Annotated in this window: 14 protein-coding genes; 5 read left to right on the top strand and 9 right to left on the bottom strand. The window is 61.9% G+C overall.

The window, feature by feature from the left end; all coding sequences use genetic code 11:
• The first annotated feature begins 69 nt into the window (after positions 1 to 69).
• A complete protein-coding gene (parE, locus tag IEV58_RS10665; RefSeq protein ID WP_229729356.1) occupies positions 70 to 2,115 on the top strand; it encodes a DNA topoisomerase IV subunit B in 2,046 nt (681 codons plus the stop codon).
• Between the two features lie 18 nt (positions 2,116 to 2,133).
• Complete coding sequence (locus tag IEV58_RS10660; RefSeq protein WP_188409714.1) at positions 2,134 to 2,697, top strand: hypothetical protein; 564 nt, start codon at positions 2,134 to 2,136, stop codon at positions 2,695 to 2,697.
• 16 nt (positions 2,698 to 2,713) lie between these two features.
• Here IEV58_RS10660 and IEV58_RS10655 read toward each other — a convergent pair whose 3' ends face one another.
• Positions 2,714 to 3,826, bottom strand: a complete 1,113-nt coding sequence (locus IEV58_RS10655; RefSeq protein WP_188409712.1) for a hypothetical protein — start codon at positions 3,824 to 3,826, stop codon at positions 2,714 to 2,716.
• A gap of 333 nt (positions 3,827 to 4,159) precedes the next feature.
• On the opposite strand from IEV58_RS10655, the gene IEV58_RS10650 reads away from it, so the two are divergent.
• Complete coding sequence (locus tag IEV58_RS10650) at positions 4,160 to 5,557, top strand: DEAD/DEAH box helicase (protein ID WP_188409711.1); 1,398 nt, start codon at positions 4,160 to 4,162, stop codon at positions 5,555 to 5,557.
• Positions 5,558 to 5,659: 102 nt separating this feature from the next.
• Positions 5,660 to 6,733, top strand: coding sequence for a GGDEF domain-containing protein (locus IEV58_RS10645; RefSeq protein ID WP_188409710.1), 1,074 nt, complete (start codon positions 5,660 to 5,662; stop codon positions 6,731 to 6,733).
• 3 nt (positions 6,734 to 6,736) lie between these two features.
• Here IEV58_RS10645 and IEV58_RS10640 read toward each other — a convergent pair whose 3' ends face one another.
• The 7 genes from IEV58_RS10640 to IEV58_RS10610 all read right to left on the bottom strand — a co-directional run bounded on the left by IEV58_RS10640 (position 6,737) and on the right by IEV58_RS10610 (position 13,789).
• A complete protein-coding gene (locus tag IEV58_RS10640) occupies positions 6,737 to 7,135 on the bottom strand; it encodes a HesB/IscA family protein (RefSeq protein WP_188409709.1) in 399 nt (132 codons plus the stop codon).
• 60 nt (positions 7,136 to 7,195) lie between these two features.
• Positions 7,196 to 7,555, bottom strand: coding sequence for an SUF system Fe-S cluster assembly protein (locus IEV58_RS10635; RefSeq protein WP_188409707.1), 360 nt, complete (start codon positions 7,553 to 7,555; stop codon positions 7,196 to 7,198).
• 11 nt (positions 7,556 to 7,566) lie between these two features.
• Positions 7,567 to 8,811: a cysteine desulfurase gene (locus tag IEV58_RS10630; protein WP_188409706.1), complete on the bottom strand. Its 1,245-nt coding sequence runs from the start codon at positions 8,809 to 8,811 to the stop codon at positions 7,567 to 7,569.
• 97 nt (positions 8,812 to 8,908) lie between these two features.
• On the bottom strand, positions 8,909 to 10,207 hold the full coding sequence (gene sufD / locus IEV58_RS10625; RefSeq protein ID WP_188409704.1) for a Fe-S cluster assembly protein SufD: 1,299 nt from the start codon (positions 10,205 to 10,207) through the stop codon (positions 8,909 to 8,911).
• 10 nt (positions 10,208 to 10,217) lie between these two features.
• Positions 10,218 to 10,967 carry a Fe-S cluster assembly ATPase SufC gene (sufC, locus tag IEV58_RS10620; protein WP_188409703.1) on the bottom strand — a complete coding sequence of 250 codons (750 nt, stop codon included), beginning with the start codon at positions 10,965 to 10,967 and terminating at the stop codon, positions 10,218 to 10,220.
• 63 nt (positions 10,968 to 11,030) lie between these two features.
• Complete coding sequence (gene sufB, locus IEV58_RS10615) at positions 11,031 to 12,506, bottom strand: Fe-S cluster assembly protein SufB (protein ID WP_188409702.1); 1,476 nt, start codon at positions 12,504 to 12,506, stop codon at positions 11,031 to 11,033.
• A gap of 107 nt (positions 12,507 to 12,613) precedes the next feature.
• Complete coding sequence (locus tag IEV58_RS10610) at positions 12,614 to 13,789, bottom strand: cysteine desulfurase family protein (RefSeq protein WP_188409701.1); 1,176 nt, start codon at positions 13,787 to 13,789, stop codon at positions 12,614 to 12,616.
• A gap of 207 nt (positions 13,790 to 13,996) precedes the next feature.
• Here IEV58_RS10610 and IEV58_RS10605 point away from each other — a divergent pair, with 207 nt between their 5' ends.
• Positions 13,997 to 14,653, top strand: coding sequence for an alpha/beta hydrolase (locus tag IEV58_RS10605; RefSeq protein ID WP_188409700.1), 657 nt, complete (start codon positions 13,997 to 13,999; stop codon positions 14,651 to 14,653).
• Positions 14,654 to 14,685: 32 nt separating this feature from the next.
• Here IEV58_RS10605 and IEV58_RS10600 read toward each other — a convergent pair whose 3' ends face one another.
• Positions 14,686 to 15,816 (bottom strand): anhydro-N-acetylmuramic acid kinase, encoded by a 1,131-nt coding sequence (locus IEV58_RS10600; RefSeq protein ID WP_308791145.1) that lies wholly within the window; start codon positions 15,814 to 15,816, stop codon positions 14,686 to 14,688.
• Between the last annotated feature and the right edge of the window lie 48 nt (positions 15,817 to 15,864).

The following is a 15,864-nucleotide window of genomic DNA, read 5'->3' as shown; positions in this document are numbered from 1 at the left end:
CGCACCACCTTAATGGTCATCGCTTCCAATGGCCCGGCGTGCGATAGTTCAAAAGTCGAGCGAATCAGAATGAGCGGTATGGACGACGGCAAGGATCTTTTTGGCTCATTGGCCGAGGTGGCGGCGCGGCACACGAACCCGCGGCCGGCTGAGGCGGCGGTTCAGGCCGAGGTTGTGCGCGATCCATCGAGCTATACGGCAGCCGATATCGAGGTTCTCGAGGGGCTGGAACCGGTGCGCCGCCGCCCCGGTATGTATGTCGGCGGTACTGACGAGAAGGCCCTGCACCACCTCTTCGCGGAGGTGATCGACAATTCCATGGACGAGGCCGTCGCGGGTCACGCAACCTTCATCGCGGTGGATCTCGATGCGGAGGGTGCCGTCACCGTCATCGACAATGGACGCGGCATACCTGTCGACCCCCATCCCAAGTTCCCCGGGAAGTCGGCACTCGAGGTGATCTTCACGACGCTGCATTCCGGCGGCAAATTTTCCAGCAAGGCGTACGAAACCTCGGGCGGCCTTCATGGTGTCGGCATATCGGTTGTCAACGCACTGTCCGACCGGCTTGAGGTGGAGGTGGCGCGTAATCAGCGCCTCTATCGGCAGAGCTATTCACGTGGCCATGCCCAGTCGCCGCTCGTTGAAGTGGGCGCTATAAACAACAGGCGTGGCACGAAAATCCGCTTTCATCCGGATCAGACGATTTTCGGCGCCAGTGCCCGCTTCAAGCCGGCACGGCTTTTCGCCATGGCCCGTTCCAAAGCCTATCTTTTCGGGGGTGTCGAGATCCGCTGGACCTGCGCGCCGGAACTCCTCGGCGGCGACAGCACGATCCCGGAAAAGGCGACCTTTCATTTCCCGGGAGGCCTGAAGGACTATCTCGGTGCCCAGCTTGAAGGCGACAGTCTGCTTGCCGACGGGCTTTTCTCGGGCAAGGTTCAGGTCAACGGCGGCCCTGAAGCCGTCGAATGGGCCATCGGCTGGCTGGATGAGGGCGACAGCTTTGTCCGCTCCTACTGCAACACCATTCCCACGCCAGAAGGCGGCACCCATGAGCAGGGCCTGCGGGCGGCGCTCCTGCGTGGGTTGCGCGCCTATGGCGAGCTGATCGGCAACAAAAAGGTCAAGGACCTGAGCTCCGACGACGTCATGGGCGTCTGCTGCGCCATGCTTTCCGTCTTCGTGCGTGAGCCGGAATTCCAGGGCCAGACCAAGGAACGGCTGGCGACGAGCGAGGCAGCCCGCATCGTTGATCAGGCCATGCGCGATCCCTTCGATCACTGGCTTGCCGGACAGCCACAAACCGCCAAGCGGCTTCTGGACAAGGCGCTGGAGCGGGCCGATGAGCGCCTGCGCCGCCGCGCCGAGAAGGAGACGCTGCGCAAGACCGCAACCCGTAAGCTGCGCCTTCCCGGCAAGCTCGCCGACTGCAGCCAGGACACGGCCGCGGGTGCGGAACTCTTCATCGTGGAAGGTGATTCCGCCGGCGGATCCGCCAAGCAGGCGCGGCAGCGGCAGAACCAGGCCATTCTGCCACTGCGCGGCAAGATTCTGAACGTTGCCAGCGCCGCTGACGGCAAGCTCGCCCAGAACCAGCAGCTTGCCGATCTCATCCTGGCGCTGGGCTGCGGCACGCGATCCGCCTATCGCGAGGACGACCTGCGTTACGAGCGGATCATCATCATGACCGACGCCGATGTGGATGGCGCCCACATCGCCTCGCTCCTGCTCACCTTCTTCTTTAGGGAAATGCCGGAACTCATTCGTGGAGGGCATCTTTTCCTGGCGGTGCCTCCTCTCTACCGACTCACCCACGGCGGCAAGACGGTTTACGCGCGTGACGACGCGGAGAAGAATGAGTTGCTGGCAACTGCCTTCAAGGGGAAGAACGTGGAGATCGGCCGCTTCAAAGGCCTTGGCGAGATGATGCCGCAACAGCTGCGCGAGACAACCATGGACCCGAAGAAGCGGATTCTGCTGCGGGTGGTGGTTGACGAGGAACTCCGTGGTGAAACGAAGACCACGGTTGAGGAATTGATGGGAACGAAGCCGGAAACACGCTTCCGCTTCATCCAGGAGCGTGCCGCCTTTGTCGAAGAGCTGGATGTCTGAAAAATCGGAACCGACGCTATGACCCGCACAAGCACCCTGCTCGCCGCCGCAAGCCTGGCCGTTTTGTCCGCGACAATGGCGTTCGCACAAACATCACCTGTGCCGAACAATGCGCAAGGCGAGCCGGCGCCTGTCGCCGAGCCCAAAAAGACACCTGACAAACCGGCGGAGGACAGCACGAGCGGCGATGCACTGCCAAAGATCGAGTCGCTAGACACGATCCCACCCGTGCTCGAGGTGATCGATCCCACGGTCTTTGCCGTGCGGGTGGTGGGGCCCTGGAGCGAGGGTGACCTTCAGGGGTTCAGCCGCGTGGTTCTCGTGGCCGAAGGCGATACGCCGAAACTTTACGTGCAATGGGTGGAGCAGCCTTCTGAGGGTGAACCCAACATCATCGCCACCATCGAGATCGCACAGGTCGCCGAGGAAAAGCTGGTCTTCGGCGATATTCGCGTGGAAGCCTCGCAGAATGATGCCTCCGTGTTCCTCGACACGCGTGTGGATGTCCAGGGCTTCCGCGAGACCTATGTTCTGAACGTGGGCGCACCGGGACGGGCGCAATTCGGGCCCGCCACCAACTGATCGTGCCTGTTCGGCTTCAGCGGCCGGAGGCGATGATGCCACGATTGGTGGTCACCACCCACCGGCCACCGGCGCGGCGGATATCCTGCACCACGCCGCCACCGGGCAAAACCGAGCCCTCCACCACTTCGATCATGCCATATCGGCCCTCGATGAGGGCGACGCCCCCATAGACGTCCCGCAGCACCCAACTGCGCAGGACCGGGCTTGAAGGCACCGAGGCGGTCTGCTGACTTGCTGGCGGGCGTACCACAGAGATTGAGCCGAGATCGGACGGCCGCGGCTGCGGGAGGGGATTGGACGCGGTCTGCTCGGTCGAGGCAATCACCGGATCGGCCGGCGGCGCTTCCGCTGCAGGCTCTCTGCCCTCCTCTCCGTCCGGCAGCGGCTGCGGCCTAGCAGCGGCCGTAGCGGTGTTGGAAGGCGTTGCGGCCGCGCCGACGGAGGCAAGCTGCTCTTCAGCACTCGCCAGCCGCTTCTTTAGTTCAGCAACAGTGTCGGCGTGTTGCTTCTCCAACGCGTCAATGCGCTTGGTCAGGGCCACCACCCGCTCGTCAGTTTCGGTCTCCGCGCGTGCCACATTATCCTTGAGAGCGCGAAGTTCGTCGGCGACGGCGGCTTCTCCCTCTGGCCGTGTGACCTGCCGTGGCTCGGTGACATTCGTCGGCGTCTCCGCCGTCGACGCATCCGCGAGCTTCGGCGGAGGATTGTAGCCTTCGCCGGAACGTCCGCCGGAGGCTAAAAAGGGTGTGAGAATGCCGGACCAGACGATACCGGCGCCCGCTGCGGCAGCGACAAGTAGCAAAAGTGCCCTGCTGCGCCGCTTGGGGCGTTTGGTAGGACGCGGCCGATCACCGGCGAGAGGCCGAGCGACCTCGATAGGCGGCGCCTCCTTTGAAGCCAGAGATGCCGTTTCAACCGTCTTCACTTCCGGAGCCGCATCCGAGGCCCCTGGCTCCGCTACCTTCGGCTCTGGACCAACCGCAACGGGTTCCGGAGCGGGTTCATCGGGGGCTGCTTTTCCGTCCGGGACAAGCGCCTCGGTTTCCGGCTCTGCCGCGGCATCCGCCGCGGGCACATCCGCCCTCGCCTCAGGATCGTGAGCGCCCTTGGTCGCGTCCAGACGCATTTCAGCATCATGGGCAAGGTCGCTGGTCTGACTTTTTCTCCGCCTCGGGGCCATGCACGTCACTCCAAGGAAACGCAGGCGTTGCCTGCTCATCTTATGCGTTTTCACATGTCGGGAAAAGACGGCCCAATTGCGACGCATACGGCTGCGTGATGCTTAACGCAGTCAGTCTCTTCGTAAACCCTGAATTTACTTGACTTTTAGGGCTCAATGCCTAGTTTCTGCCACGAACAGCACACGGCTGCCTCGATCGCACGTACGATAGCAAGCGCGCGCACTTTAGAGCTCCGACCATCACGATCGCTTTTGCGCCGTTTCCGGACCGAACACGATATGCCTTTTTCCGATCTCGGACTAAGCCCCAAAGTCCTCGAAGCCGTTGATGCGGCAGGTTACACGACCCCTACGCCCATTCAGGAACAAGCGATTCCTCACGTGATGGCGGGCAAGGATGTGCTGGGGATTGCCCAGACCGGGACGGGTAAGACCGCGTCCTTCACCCTGCCCATGATCACCCGCCTGGAGCGTGGCCGTGCCAGAGCCCGCATGCCACGCACCCTCATTCTTGAGCCGACCCGCGAGCTGGCGGCCCAGGTCGAGGAAAGCTTCGACAAATACGGCAAAAACCACAAGCTTTCGGTCGCGCTGCTGATCGGCGGACTCTCCTTTGGTGATCAGGATGCCAAGCTTACCAAGGGTGTCGACGTTCTGATCGCAACACCGGGGCGCCTGCTCGATCACTTCGAGCGTGGCCGGCTGCTTCTTACCGGCATTGAGGTTCTCGTCATCGACGAGGCCGATCGCATGCTGGACATGGGTTTCATTCCGGACATCGAACGGATCTGCAAGCTGATCCCGCCGTCGCGGCAGACTCTGTTCTTTTCCGCAACCATGCCGCCGGAGATCCAGCGCCTGGTATCGCAGTTCCTGCGGGATCCGGTGAAGATTGAGGTGGCTCGAGCCTCGACCACCAATGCCAGCATTAAGCAGAAGCTGGTGCCGACACGAAGCGAAGCCGCCGCCAAGCGCGACACCCTTCGCGAACTGATCCGCAATGCTGCCGACTTCAAGAACGCGATCATCTTCTGCAACCGCAAGCGTGATGTGACAATCGTCCATCGCTCGCTCCAGCGCCATGGCTTCAATGCCGTCACCATTCACGGCGACCTGGATCAGCGGGCACGTATGGCGGCTCTGGATGCCTTCAAGACCGGGGAAGCGTCCCTTCTTGTCGCAAGCGATGTGGCAGCGCGTGGCCTCGATATTCCCGACGTCAGCCATGTCCTGAACTTCGATGTGCCGATCCATCCGGAAGACTATGTTCACCGCATTGGCCGGACCGGCCGTGCCGGAAAGACAGGGACGGCCTTCACCCTGGTGTCGTCGGCCGACCGGAAAGCACTGGGTGCGATCGAAAAGGTCATCGGCAACGCGCTGGAATGGCAGGACGGCGGTCTTGAAAACCTTTCCGCCGCAGCGGAAGAGGATGACACCAAGCCGGCCCGTTCCAGCAGCCGGCGCAAAAGCGGTGGCGGGCGCGCAGGAAAGGCGAAGCCTTCTGAAAAGCCAGAAGCCCCCGCTCGGCAGGAAGCCCCGGCCCGGCAGGAAGCTGCCGCGCCAAGGGCGGTGCCCGCCAAACCTGCCGAACATGATGCCGGTGGGGTGCCTTTCGGCCAAAGCGATCAGGTGCCGGCGTTTCTTCTACGCCCTGTCCGGCTGGCCAAGGCCTGACGTATCATCTTTAACGGCCAGTTAGGCCCACTCTGCCTAGGCTCTTCGACAATGCTGCGATCGGTCTGACCGATTCTCGCGAGCATTGCCGGAGGCAGGATGATGGCGTCGAACATTAGCGAATTCGACCGTACGATCAGCTTCGGTGAGGCTGCGTTGCAGCGGATCCGGGCCTTCCGGCATCCTGCGCACCCCACGAACTACGAATTCTGGTTCACCTATGCAACGGGCTTCAACGCCGGCCTGAACGACGCCGTGAATAAGATCATTTCGGCCGGGCGCGCCGTCACGCCTGAAGAAGCGGACACCCTCTACCAGATCCACATCGCTCCCTCCCATCTGTCGCAGAAGGTGGACAAGATGGGCGCCATGATCGTGGACGAGATCAGCCAGGTCATGGCGATGATCGATGCGGCGCGAGGCTCGGCAAGCGCCTACGACCAGTCTCTCAACGGCCTGGAAGAATCACTCGGCAGAATCGACCAGGACCGCGATCAGGTCCGACTCATCATCGGAGCGCTCATTCAGGCCACGCGAGAAATACAGCATGCAAATGACGAGCTGGAGCAGCGCATGGTGGAGACACGTCAGGAGATCCTGGCGTTGCAGCTCAATCTGGAGGCCATCCGCGCGGAGGCCATGACAGATCCCCTTACGCAGATCTCAAACCGAAAGTACTTCGACGCCGCCCTGGAAAAGATGCTCGCGGAAGCACGGCGCGGCGAGCGCGGTTTTTCCATGCTCATGATCGACATCGACCATTTCAAGAGCTTCAACGATACCTATGGCCATCTCGTCGGTGACCAGGTGTTGCGCGCCGTCGCCACGGGGCTTCAAAACAACACGAAAGGTCAGGACGTCGCTGCCCGTTATGGCGGCGAGGAGTTTGCAATTCTCCTGCCGGACACGCCGCTGCGATCGGCGGTTACGCTCGCCGACAACATCCGCCGCACGATCTCCGCAAAAGAACTCCTGCGGCAGACCACCGGCGAGCGTCTCGGTCGGCTTACGATCTCCGTCGGTGTCGCTACCTATCACGATGACGATACCGCGCAAGCGCTGCTGGAGCGCGGAGACCACTGCCTCTATGCGGCCAAGCGGAGCGGCCGCAACCGGGTCATCAGCGAAACCGATCCTGAGGCCGTCATGCACATATCGGATCAGGAATTGCTTTAGAGGTTAGGGAGCAGCCGGTGCCATCGCGTCCGGCTTGGCGGCGACCAGCGAAACGGATTCGCCACAGCCGCAGGCACCGGTCTGGTTGGGGTTCTTGAAGACGAAGCGGGCCGACAGCTTTTCGATCACATAATCCATCTCGCTGCCGAGCAGGAACAGAATGGCCTGCGGATCGATCAGCACCAGTGCCCCGTCCACCTCAACGGCCTCATCGGTCGGGCGGATCTCCTCGGCTTCCTGCATGGTGTATTCCATGCCGGCGCAGCCGCCCTTCTTCACGCCGATGCGCAGCCCGACCGTCTTCTTGTCGGTGCGCGCCATCAGTTCCCGTACTCGCGCGGACGCCGCGGGAGTGAGCGTGATGATCTTCGGCCGGGGACGCGGAGCTGTGGCAGTGGTCATTGAAACACCTTCCTGAAGCTCACTGAGATATGGGTCGGGATGCGCAATAGCGCAATCGCCTCACCACATATCCAGCGCGACCCTGGCCTCATCGGACATGCGGCTTTGGTCCCATGGCGGATCGAAAGTCATGGTCACCTTGACCTTGCCGACACCGGGAACGGACCCCACGGCATTCTCCACCCAGCCCGGCATTTCCCCGGCCACGGGGCAGCCCGGCGCAGTCAGGGTCATGTCGACGGTGACATCCCGGTTGTCCTCGATCTCGAGTTTGTAGATCAGGCCGAGCTCGTAGATGTCGACCGGTATCTCCGGATCGTAGACGGTCTTGAGGGCCGCGACGATGTCGCCGGTCAGGCGCTCAAGCTCCTCCGGTGGGATTGCGGAGGCGTTTTCGGTTGCAGGTGCAACGTCGTTCATGTCGATCTCATTCACGCGAACAGCTCGCGTGCCTTTTCAAGAGCTTCGGACAGTTTATCAATTTCCGCCCGGGTGTTATAGAGGCCGAACGATGCGCGGCAGGTTGACGTCACTCCGTACCGTGCCAGCAGCGGCTGCGCGCAATGAGTGCCCGCCCTTACCGCGATGCCAGCGCGATCAATGATCGTGGCGACGTCATGGGCATGAGCGCCTTTCATCTCGAAGGAAAGAATGGCGCCCTTCTCCTTGGTCGTGCCGAAGATCCGAATGGAGTTGATCGCCGCCAGGCGCTCGTGGGCATAGTCGCGCAGGTCGTTTTCATGAGCGTGGATCGCTTCGCGGCCAATGCCCGACACATAATCGATGGCGGCGCCAAGCCCAACGGCTTCCACGATGGCCGGTGTGCCGGCCTCGAACTTGTGCGGTGGATCGCCATAGGTGACCCAGTCTTCCGTGACGTCGCGGATCATTTCCCCGCCGCCTTCAAAGGGTGGCAGCTTCTCCAGCCACTCACGCTTGGCATAGAGCACGCCGATGCCGGTCGGTCCGTAAAGCTTGTGGCCCGTCATGATATAGAAGTCGGCATCCAGCTCCTGCACATCCACCGGCAGGTGAACCGCCCCCTGACTGCCGTCGATCAACACGGGAATGCCCCGTTCATGCGAAAGGCGGATGATCTCTTTCACCGGCGTCACGGTGCCGAGGACATTCGACATATGCGTGATGGCGACGATCTTGGTGCGCTCCGTCAGGAGATCGGCAAAAGCGTCGATATCGAAGGATCCGTCATCGCGCACGGGTGCCCATTTGATCACCGCGCCTTTGCGCTCGCGATGATAGTGCCAGGGCACGATGTTGGAATGATGCTCCATGATCGAGAGGACGATCTCGCCACCCTCACCCAGGTGGTGCTGGCCAAATGAGGATGCGATGGCATTGATTGCTCCCGTCGCGGAACGGGTAAAGACGATCTCATCGGCCGAGCCGGCGTTGAGGAAGCCCCTCACCTTCTCGCGTGCGCCCTCATAGGCCTCGGTCGCGGCATTGGCGAGGTAGTGAAGCCCGCGATGCACATTGGCATACTTCGTCTCATAAACCTCGCGCATGGCGTCCAGCACCTGCTGCGGCTTCTGCGCGGACGCTCCGTTGTCGAGGTAAACCAGCGGCTTGCCATAAATTTCGAGCGACAGGATCGGGAAATCCTGCCGGATCGTATCGATGTCATAGCTGTGAAGGCCAGAGACAGGTGCGTTCATCGCCGCTTATCCCTCTCGCGCCGACGATCCAAATGGCTCCGCCGGCGGTATGCTTGAAGAATGGCCGGGCATTTAGCCGCCCGGCCATGAATTGGTTTTAGCCGCGGTTCGACAGCCAATTCTGCGCGGAGGCGACGAAGATGTCCCGGACAGCATCGTTCTCGATGCCCTCGAAGACCTCACCGGCAAAAGCCGTGATCATCAGGGTCTCCGCTTCGGCCCGCGGAATGCCGCGTGCCATGAGATAGAACAGAAGCTCGTCGTCGATAGCGCCCGCCGTCGCACCGTGAGCGCAGACGACGTCGTCAGCGTAGATCTCCAGCTCCGGCTTGAGGTCCATCTCAGCGCTTTCGCTGAGGAGCAACGCGTCGGACTTCATCTGGCCGTCAGTCTTCTGAGCGTCACGCCGCACCAGGATCTTGCCCTGGAACACTCCTCTCGCATCATCCGTCAGCACGGTCTTGTAGCGCTCGCGGCTGGCGCAGTTCGGCACGGCATGATCGACGAAGAGCGTCGTGTCGAGATGACGGCGCGCACCGGCAAGGCTGACGCCGCCGAGAACGGCTTCCGAATGCTCCCCGGCAAAGGTCAGGAAAATCTGCTGCCGGGCCAGATTTGCGCCTTTGGTCAGCGCGGTGGAGCTGAAGTTCACACCCCCCTCGAGCTTGGCGGCAAGTGTTGCCAGATGCAGCGTTTCCCGGCTTTCGTCCTGCAGCTTGTAGTGAGCCACCCTGGCGCCCTCGCCGACCAGGATTTCAACCATGGTGTTGGTCTGGTGAGCGCCACTGCCGGTGTGCGTCTCAATGAGCTCCACCTCAGCGCCTGCATCCACCGCAACAACGATGCGGGTATAGGACGCATGGTCGCCTTCCTGATGCAGTGCGAGGTGCAGCGTCGTCTTCGTCCTTGAAGACATCCGAACCAGAACGCCGTCGGATGCGAAGGCATTGTTGAGGGCCACGGCCGTATTTGAAGCCGGAGCGCCGCTTTGTCCGAGGCTTGCGAGAAGATCGCTGCTCTCGGTGAGGGCTGCGGCCAGCGGCGTGATTTCGACACCATCAGCTGCCTGCGCCAAATCCTGCACGTATTGGCCATTCACGATGACGGCCCTAGCGGCCCCGAGGCTGCCAAACTGTGCGATCGCGGTCTTTGCCATAGCAACGACGGCAGCGCTGTTCGGCTCCGCAAGGGGCTTGGCCTCGCGCATGGCGGCGCGCAGATCGGTGTACTTCCACTCCTCGACGCGGCGGTGCGGCAAGCCGGCTTTGTGGAACTCGGCGAAAGCTGCGTCGCGGCGAGCGATCTCACCGGCAGGCAGCGGCTGCTTGAATCTGGCAAAAGCCTCCGCAAGTGCCGTTTCAGCGGCGGTGCGGATCGGTTGGATATCGGCGGTCATTGCCCTCTCCTTACGCGGCCGCGCCGACGTAATCGGCGTAGCCCTTCGCTTCCAATTCATGCGCCAGCTCCGGTCCGCCCGTGCGGACGATACGGCCCTTCGACATCACGTGAACGATGTCAGGCACGATGTGATCCAGGAGACGCTGATAGTGGGTGATGACGAGGAACCCGCGATCCTTCGCCCGCAGCGCATTCACGCCCTCGGCGACGATCTTCAGGGCGTCGATGTCAAGGCCGGAGTCGGTTTCATCCAGGATGCAGTACTTCGGTTCCAGGAGCGCCATCTGCAGAATCTCGTTGCGCTTCTTCTCGCCGCCCGAAAAGCCGACGTTCAGAGCGCGCTTCAACATCTCCGTGGAAATGCCGAGGCCATCTGCCTTTTCTCGAACTTGCTTCATGAACTCCGGCGTCGACAGCTCGCCCTCGCCTCGGGCGCGGCGCTGGGCGTTCAGGGCCGCCTTGAGGAAGGTCATGGTCGCGACGCCGGGGATCTCCAGCGGGTATTGGAAGGCCAGGAACAGGCCCTTGGCGGCACGTTCATCTGCTTCCAACTCGAAGAGATCCTCGCCATCGAGCGTCGCCGAGCCCTCGGTCACTTCATAATCTTCCTTGCCGGCAAGCACATAAGACAGCGTGGATTTGCCCGAACCGTTGGGGCCCATGATGGCGTGCACTTCGCCGGGCTTGATCACGAGGTCCAGGCCCTTGAGGATTTCGTTATCTTCGACCGAAGCGTGAAGGTTCTTGATCTCAAGCATTGTCATCTTCCGTTCTGTCGCGCTCCGTTCCGGATCGCGTGTCATTTCCAAAGTGAAAGGGCCTCAGCCCACCGATCCTTCCAGGCTGATCGAAATCAGCTTCTGGGCCTCCACCGCGAACTCCATCGGCAGGTGCTGGAGCACCTCCTTGACGAAGCCGTTGACGATCAGGGCGATCGCCTCCTCCTCGGACAGGCCGCGCTGCTGGCAATAGAACAGCTGGTCCTCAGCGATTTTGGAGGTCGTCGCCTCATGCTCGAAGATGGCCGTGGAGGTCTTCGCCTCGATGTAAGGCACCGTGTGCGCGCCGCACTGATCGCCGATCAGAAGGCTGTCGCAGTTGGTGAAGTTGCGCGCGTTGGTGGCTTTGCGATGCGCGGAGACAAGACCGCGATAGGTGTTCTCCGACTTGCCCGCCGCGATACCCTTCGAGATGATCTTGGAGGTGGTGTTCTTGCCCAGGTGGATCATCTTCGTGCCGCTGTCAACCTGCTGGCGGCCGTTGGAAATGGCGATCGAATAGAACTCGCCCTGGCTCTCGTCACCGCGCAGGATGCAGCTTGGATATTTCCAGGTGATGGCAGATCCGGTCTCGACCTGTGTCCAGGAAATCTTGGCCTTGCGGCCGCGGCAGTCGCCACGCTTGGTGACGAAATTATAGATGCCGCCCTTGCCCTCGACGTCACCGGGATACCAATTCTGGACAGTTGAATATTTGATTTCGGCGTTGTCCAGCGCGATCAGTTCGACGACGGCGGCATGCAGCTGGTTTTCGTCACGCTGCGGCGCCGTGCAGCCTTCCAGATAGCTCACATAGGAGCCCTCGTCGGCAATGATCAGCGTACGCTCGAACTGGCCGGTGTTGCGCTCGTTGATGCGGAAATAGGTCGACAGCTCCATCGGGCAGCGGACGCCCTTTGGCACATAGACGAAGGAGCCGTCCGAAAAGACGGCGGAGTTGAGCGTGGCAAAGAAATTGTCGGTCACCGGCACCACGGAGCCGAGATACTTCCGCACCAGCTCGGGATACTCACGGATCGCCTCCGAGATCGGCATGAAGATCACGCCGGCGGCCGCCAGTTCCTTCTTGAAGGTGGTGGCGACGGAAACGCTGTCGAAGACCGCATCGACGGCCACGCGCGATCCTGCGCCTTCCACGCCAGCCAGCATTTCCTGCTCACGCAGCGGAATGCCGAGCTTTTCATAGGTGCGCAGCAGCTCCGGATCGACATCGTCAAGGCTCTTGGGCGCGACGAAGTTCTTCGGCGCGGCGTAATAATAGAGCTCGTCGTAGTTGATCTTGGGGTAATCGACCTTCGCCCAGGTCGGCTCGCGCATGGTGAGCCAGCGGCGATAGGCGTCGAGCCTCCACTCCAGCATCCATTCCGGCTCTTCCTTGCGGGCCGAGATGAAGCGCACGATCTCTTCCGATAGGCCCTGAGGCGCCTTCTCGGTTTCGATGTCCGTGACAAAGCCGTATTTATATTGGTCGACGTCGATCTGGCGGACGCGTTCAACCGTTTCCTGTACCGCAGGCATGTCTTCGCCTTCTCCTTCACGTCGCGGGTTGAAGGCCCGCGTGTAAAACTCTGGCAGTCCCTGATGGGGCCGCCGCATTCATCTCATCGCTGGCGCGTGATGCGCGCTCAGGCGGCACGCCCCTGTGCCCTTACACGTAGTATCGAAAGCTCTCGATCCAAGATCGCCAGAGCGTGCCTAACCTCTTCTTCGGTCGTGGACCAGCCCAGACTGATGCGGATAAGCCCTCGGGCCAGTTGCGGATCGACGCCCATGGCATCAAGCACATGGCTGATCTGCACCTTGCCTGATGAACAGGCCGATCCCGCTGAGACCGCAAGCCCGGCAAGATCCAGCGCCATCAGCGCCGTTTCCGATGAAATTCCCGGCACTGCGAAGGCAACGGTATTGGGCAACCGCGGCGCGCCTTCTCCAAAGACCACGAAATCGGGCGCGATATCCTTGAGCCCTATCTCAAGCCGGTCGCAAAAGGATGCGAGTTGGGCCGCTTCATATTCGATCTGCTGTGCTGCAGCCTCTGCCGCCGCGCCGAAGCCGACGATGCCGGTCACATTGGCCGTGCCGGCACGCAGTCCCTTTTCCTGACCACCGCCACGCAACATCGGCTCGGTGAGATGCAGGGCTTCCCGGATACGGATCAGCGCACCCACACCCGACGGACCGCCGATCTTATGCGCAGACACTATAAGGAGATCGGCACCCATCGCCCTGATATCAAGGGTCATCTTGCCGGCGGACTGGACAGCATCGACGGCCATGAGGCCACCCACCGCGTGCACGCGGGCCGCCACGTCACCTATTGGCTGAAGCACCCCGGTTTCATTGTTTGCCGTTTGCAGGGCCACCATGATCCGCTGACCAGGACGGCGTGCCAATGCCTCGTCCAGTGCATCGAGTTCGATGCGGCCGTCCCGGGCGACCGGCAGAACCTCGACGGCCTCTGCCGGGAAACGGTGGCCCTGGAGGGCGGCGGAATGCTCGGTCGCGGAGATCAGAAGCGCGTCAAGCGGCGGCTTCTCGGCGCCATCCTGCCAATGGGGCGACAGCGCCAGGCTCAGCGCTTCGGTAGCGCCGCTGGTAAAGGTCACATTCTTGGCTTCGGCGCCGCACAAGCTCGCCACTGCCTCGCGTGCGCGTTCGGCCGCACCGCGCGCAATCCGGCCCTCGGCATGAATGGCCGAAGCATTTCCGGGCATATCCAAAGCCGCGATCATGGCCACACGCGCCTCCGGGCGCAGAAGCGCCGTAGCGTTATGGTCGAAATAAATTCTTGGGCTTGCCATGATCAAAATCTGTTTTTGGCCACTGGCGCTTGTCAGTAGCCTTGCCATCTATGCTAGAACGCGACGTTCCGCGCCTCGCGCCTGAATTCTACAGGCTTGAGTGCGTGAATTGCTTAGAACAGTTCTAACACCTGTTGCCCGTGGGCGAAAGCCCAAATTCGCCCACGTTTGAGAGCGCCGGCATCCGGCAAGACGAGTAGAGACACTATGCCCGAAGTGATTTTTAACGGCCCCGCCGGACGGCTCGAAGGCCGCTATCATCCTGCCAAGAAGAAGACGGCGCCCATCGCAATCATCCTGCACCCGCATTCTCAATTCGGCGGCACGATGAACAATCCCATCGTCTATCAACTCTACTACATGTTCGCCGAACGTGGATTTGCGGTGCTGCGCTTCAACTTCCGCGGCGTTGGACGCAGCCAGGGCATCTATCATGGTCAGGATGAGCTGTCCGATGCCGCCTCCGCGCTGGACTGGGTGCAGACCATCAATCCCGAATCGCGTGCCTGCTGGGTCGCCGGTGTCTCCTTTGGAGCCTGGATCGGCATGCAGCTTCTGATGCGTCGGCCGGAGGTCGAGGGCTTCATCTCCGTTGCGCCGCCGGCAGGCCGCTTCGATTTCTCGTTCCTTGCGCCCTGCCCCTCGTCCGGCCTCTTCGTCCATGGCGATGAAGATCGGGTGGCCACGCCAAAGGATGTCCAGAACCTGATCGACAAGCTGAAGACCCAAAAGGGGATCGTCATCGACCAGGACGTCATTCCCGGCGCGAACCACTTCTTCGAGAACAAGACCGATGAACTTGTCGAATCGGTGGGTCGCTATGTCGACAAGCGCCTCGCCGCCATCGGCGAAACCATGGTCTGAGCTAAGAGGCCGGGATAATCCCCGGCCTTTTTCTAAATGCGCACAAGCGTATCCGCCTTGAAGATGACGCCGCCTGTCAGTGGCGACGGCACGCCGGTCGTTGAAGGATATGTCAGAGGCAGCCCGCGCAGGGCCCGCACCGCCAGATAGGCGAAAGCCTGCGCTTCCACATAGTCAGCCGGAAATCCGAGGGCATCGGCGGCAGTGACCTCGGCTGGCGCGAGGCGCTCCGACAGCATGGCCATCAGCGTTGGATTGCGTGTACCCCCGCCAGCGACGACCCAGAGCCGGGGCGCAGAGGACATGAACCGTCGTGAGACGGCAACGCCGGCTGCGGTCAACGCGGTCAACGTTGCCGCCCCGGTCTCCAGCGTGACTTCGGAAAGTCCGCCCTGCTCGTCCGTCCAGGCCCGAAAATCATTCCGGTCCAGGGATTTCGGCGGCGGCTGATCAAAGAAGGGGTGGCGCAACAGTCGCGCCAGTGCCTCCTCGTCGACTTCGCCCGCGGCGGCGGTGAAGCCATCCCGGTCGAAACCCTCGCCTGTCCGCTCCTTCATGAAGTCGTCCAGAAGCGCGTTTGCCGGACCAAGATCGAAGGCACGCGGTGCGGCCCCATCGTCAACCAGCGTGACATTGGCGACCCCGCCGAGATTGAGGACGGCAATCGGGCCCGCAAGCCCGAGCCGCTGCACCAATGCTTGATGATAGGCCGGCACCAGGGGAGCGCCTTGGCCGCCCGCGGCCACATCGGCGGCGCGAAGATCTCCAACCACGGTGATACCGAGCCTGCTGGCAAGAGCGTGCCCGTCGCCGATCTGAACGGTCAGCCGCGCCTGCGGTCGATGCAGAACGGTCTGCCCGTGGAAGCCCACCACATCAATATCGCGAGGCATCAAACCATGCCCCTTGAGGAAGGCTTCCACGGCCTCCGCATGTGCCGCAGTGATCATTGTCTCGGCGCAGGCGAGGACGCCTGGCCTGGCGGTCCGATCTGTCAGCGAGATGGCCTCAGCGAGGGCATCCTGCAGCATCGCGCGCTCAATCTGGCTATACGGCCGGTATCCGGTCGGCCCAAAGGCTTCGATCGTGTCCCCGTCCGTCTCAAGAACAGCTATATCCACGCCGTCAAGGGAGGTACCGCTCATCAATCCAAGTGCGCGCAACAGCAACTCCCCGTGAACTTTGGTGCCGAACCTGATACAGGACCGGCT

It is taken from the genome of Agaricicola taiwanensis (assembly GCF_014635245.1).
Taxonomy (GTDB): domain Bacteria; phylum Pseudomonadota; class Alphaproteobacteria; order Rhizobiales; family Methylopilaceae; genus Agaricicola; species Agaricicola taiwanensis.
The sequence above is the reverse complement of the archived record's forward strand: the minus strand, read 5'-3'. Positions and strand labels throughout refer to the sequence as shown.

Bases quoted from the DNA above. Each gene is read 5' to 3' on its own strand.
- parE (WP_229729356.1), top strand. From the start codon at position 70: ATGAGCGGTATGGACGACGGCAAGGATCTTTTTGGCTCATTGGCCGAG.
- IEV58_RS10660 (WP_188409714.1), top strand. From the start codon at position 2,134: ATGACCCGCACAAGCACCCTGCTCGCCGCCGCAAGCCTGGCCGTTTTG.
- IEV58_RS10655 (WP_188409712.1), bottom strand. From the start codon at position 3,826: ATGCGTCTGGACGCGACCAAGGGCGCTCACGATCCTGAGGCGAGGGCG.
- IEV58_RS10650 (WP_188409711.1), top strand. From the start codon at position 4,160: ATGCCTTTTTCCGATCTCGGACTAAGCCCCAAAGTCCTCGAAGCCGTT.
- IEV58_RS10645 (WP_188409710.1), top strand. From the start codon at position 5,660: ATGGCGTCGAACATTAGCGAATTCGACCGTACGATCAGCTTCGGTGAG.
- IEV58_RS10640 (WP_188409709.1), bottom strand. From the start codon at position 7,135: ATGACCACTGCCACAGCTCCGCGTCCCCGGCCGAAGATCATCACGCTC.
- IEV58_RS10635 (WP_188409707.1), bottom strand. From the start codon at position 7,555: ATGAACGACGTTGCACCTGCAACCGAAAACGCCTCCGCAATCCCACCG.
- IEV58_RS10630 (WP_188409706.1), bottom strand. From the start codon at position 8,811: ATGAACGCACCTGTCTCTGGCCTTCACAGCTATGACATCGATACGATC.
- sufD (WP_188409704.1), bottom strand. From the start codon at position 10,207: ATGACCGCCGATATCCAACCGATCCGCACCGCCGCTGAAACGGCACTT.
- sufC (WP_188409703.1), bottom strand. From the start codon at position 10,967: ATGCTTGAGATCAAGAACCTTCACGCTTCGGTCGAAGATAACGAAATC.
- sufB (WP_188409702.1), bottom strand. From the start codon at position 12,506: ATGCCTGCGGTACAGGAAACGGTTGAACGCGTCCGCCAGATCGACGTC.
- IEV58_RS10610 (WP_188409701.1), bottom strand. From the start codon at position 13,789: ATGGCAAGCCCAAGAATTTATTTCGACCATAACGCTACGGCGCTTCTG.
- IEV58_RS10605 (WP_188409700.1), top strand. From the start codon at position 13,997: ATGCCCGAAGTGATTTTTAACGGCCCCGCCGGACGGCTCGAAGGCCGC.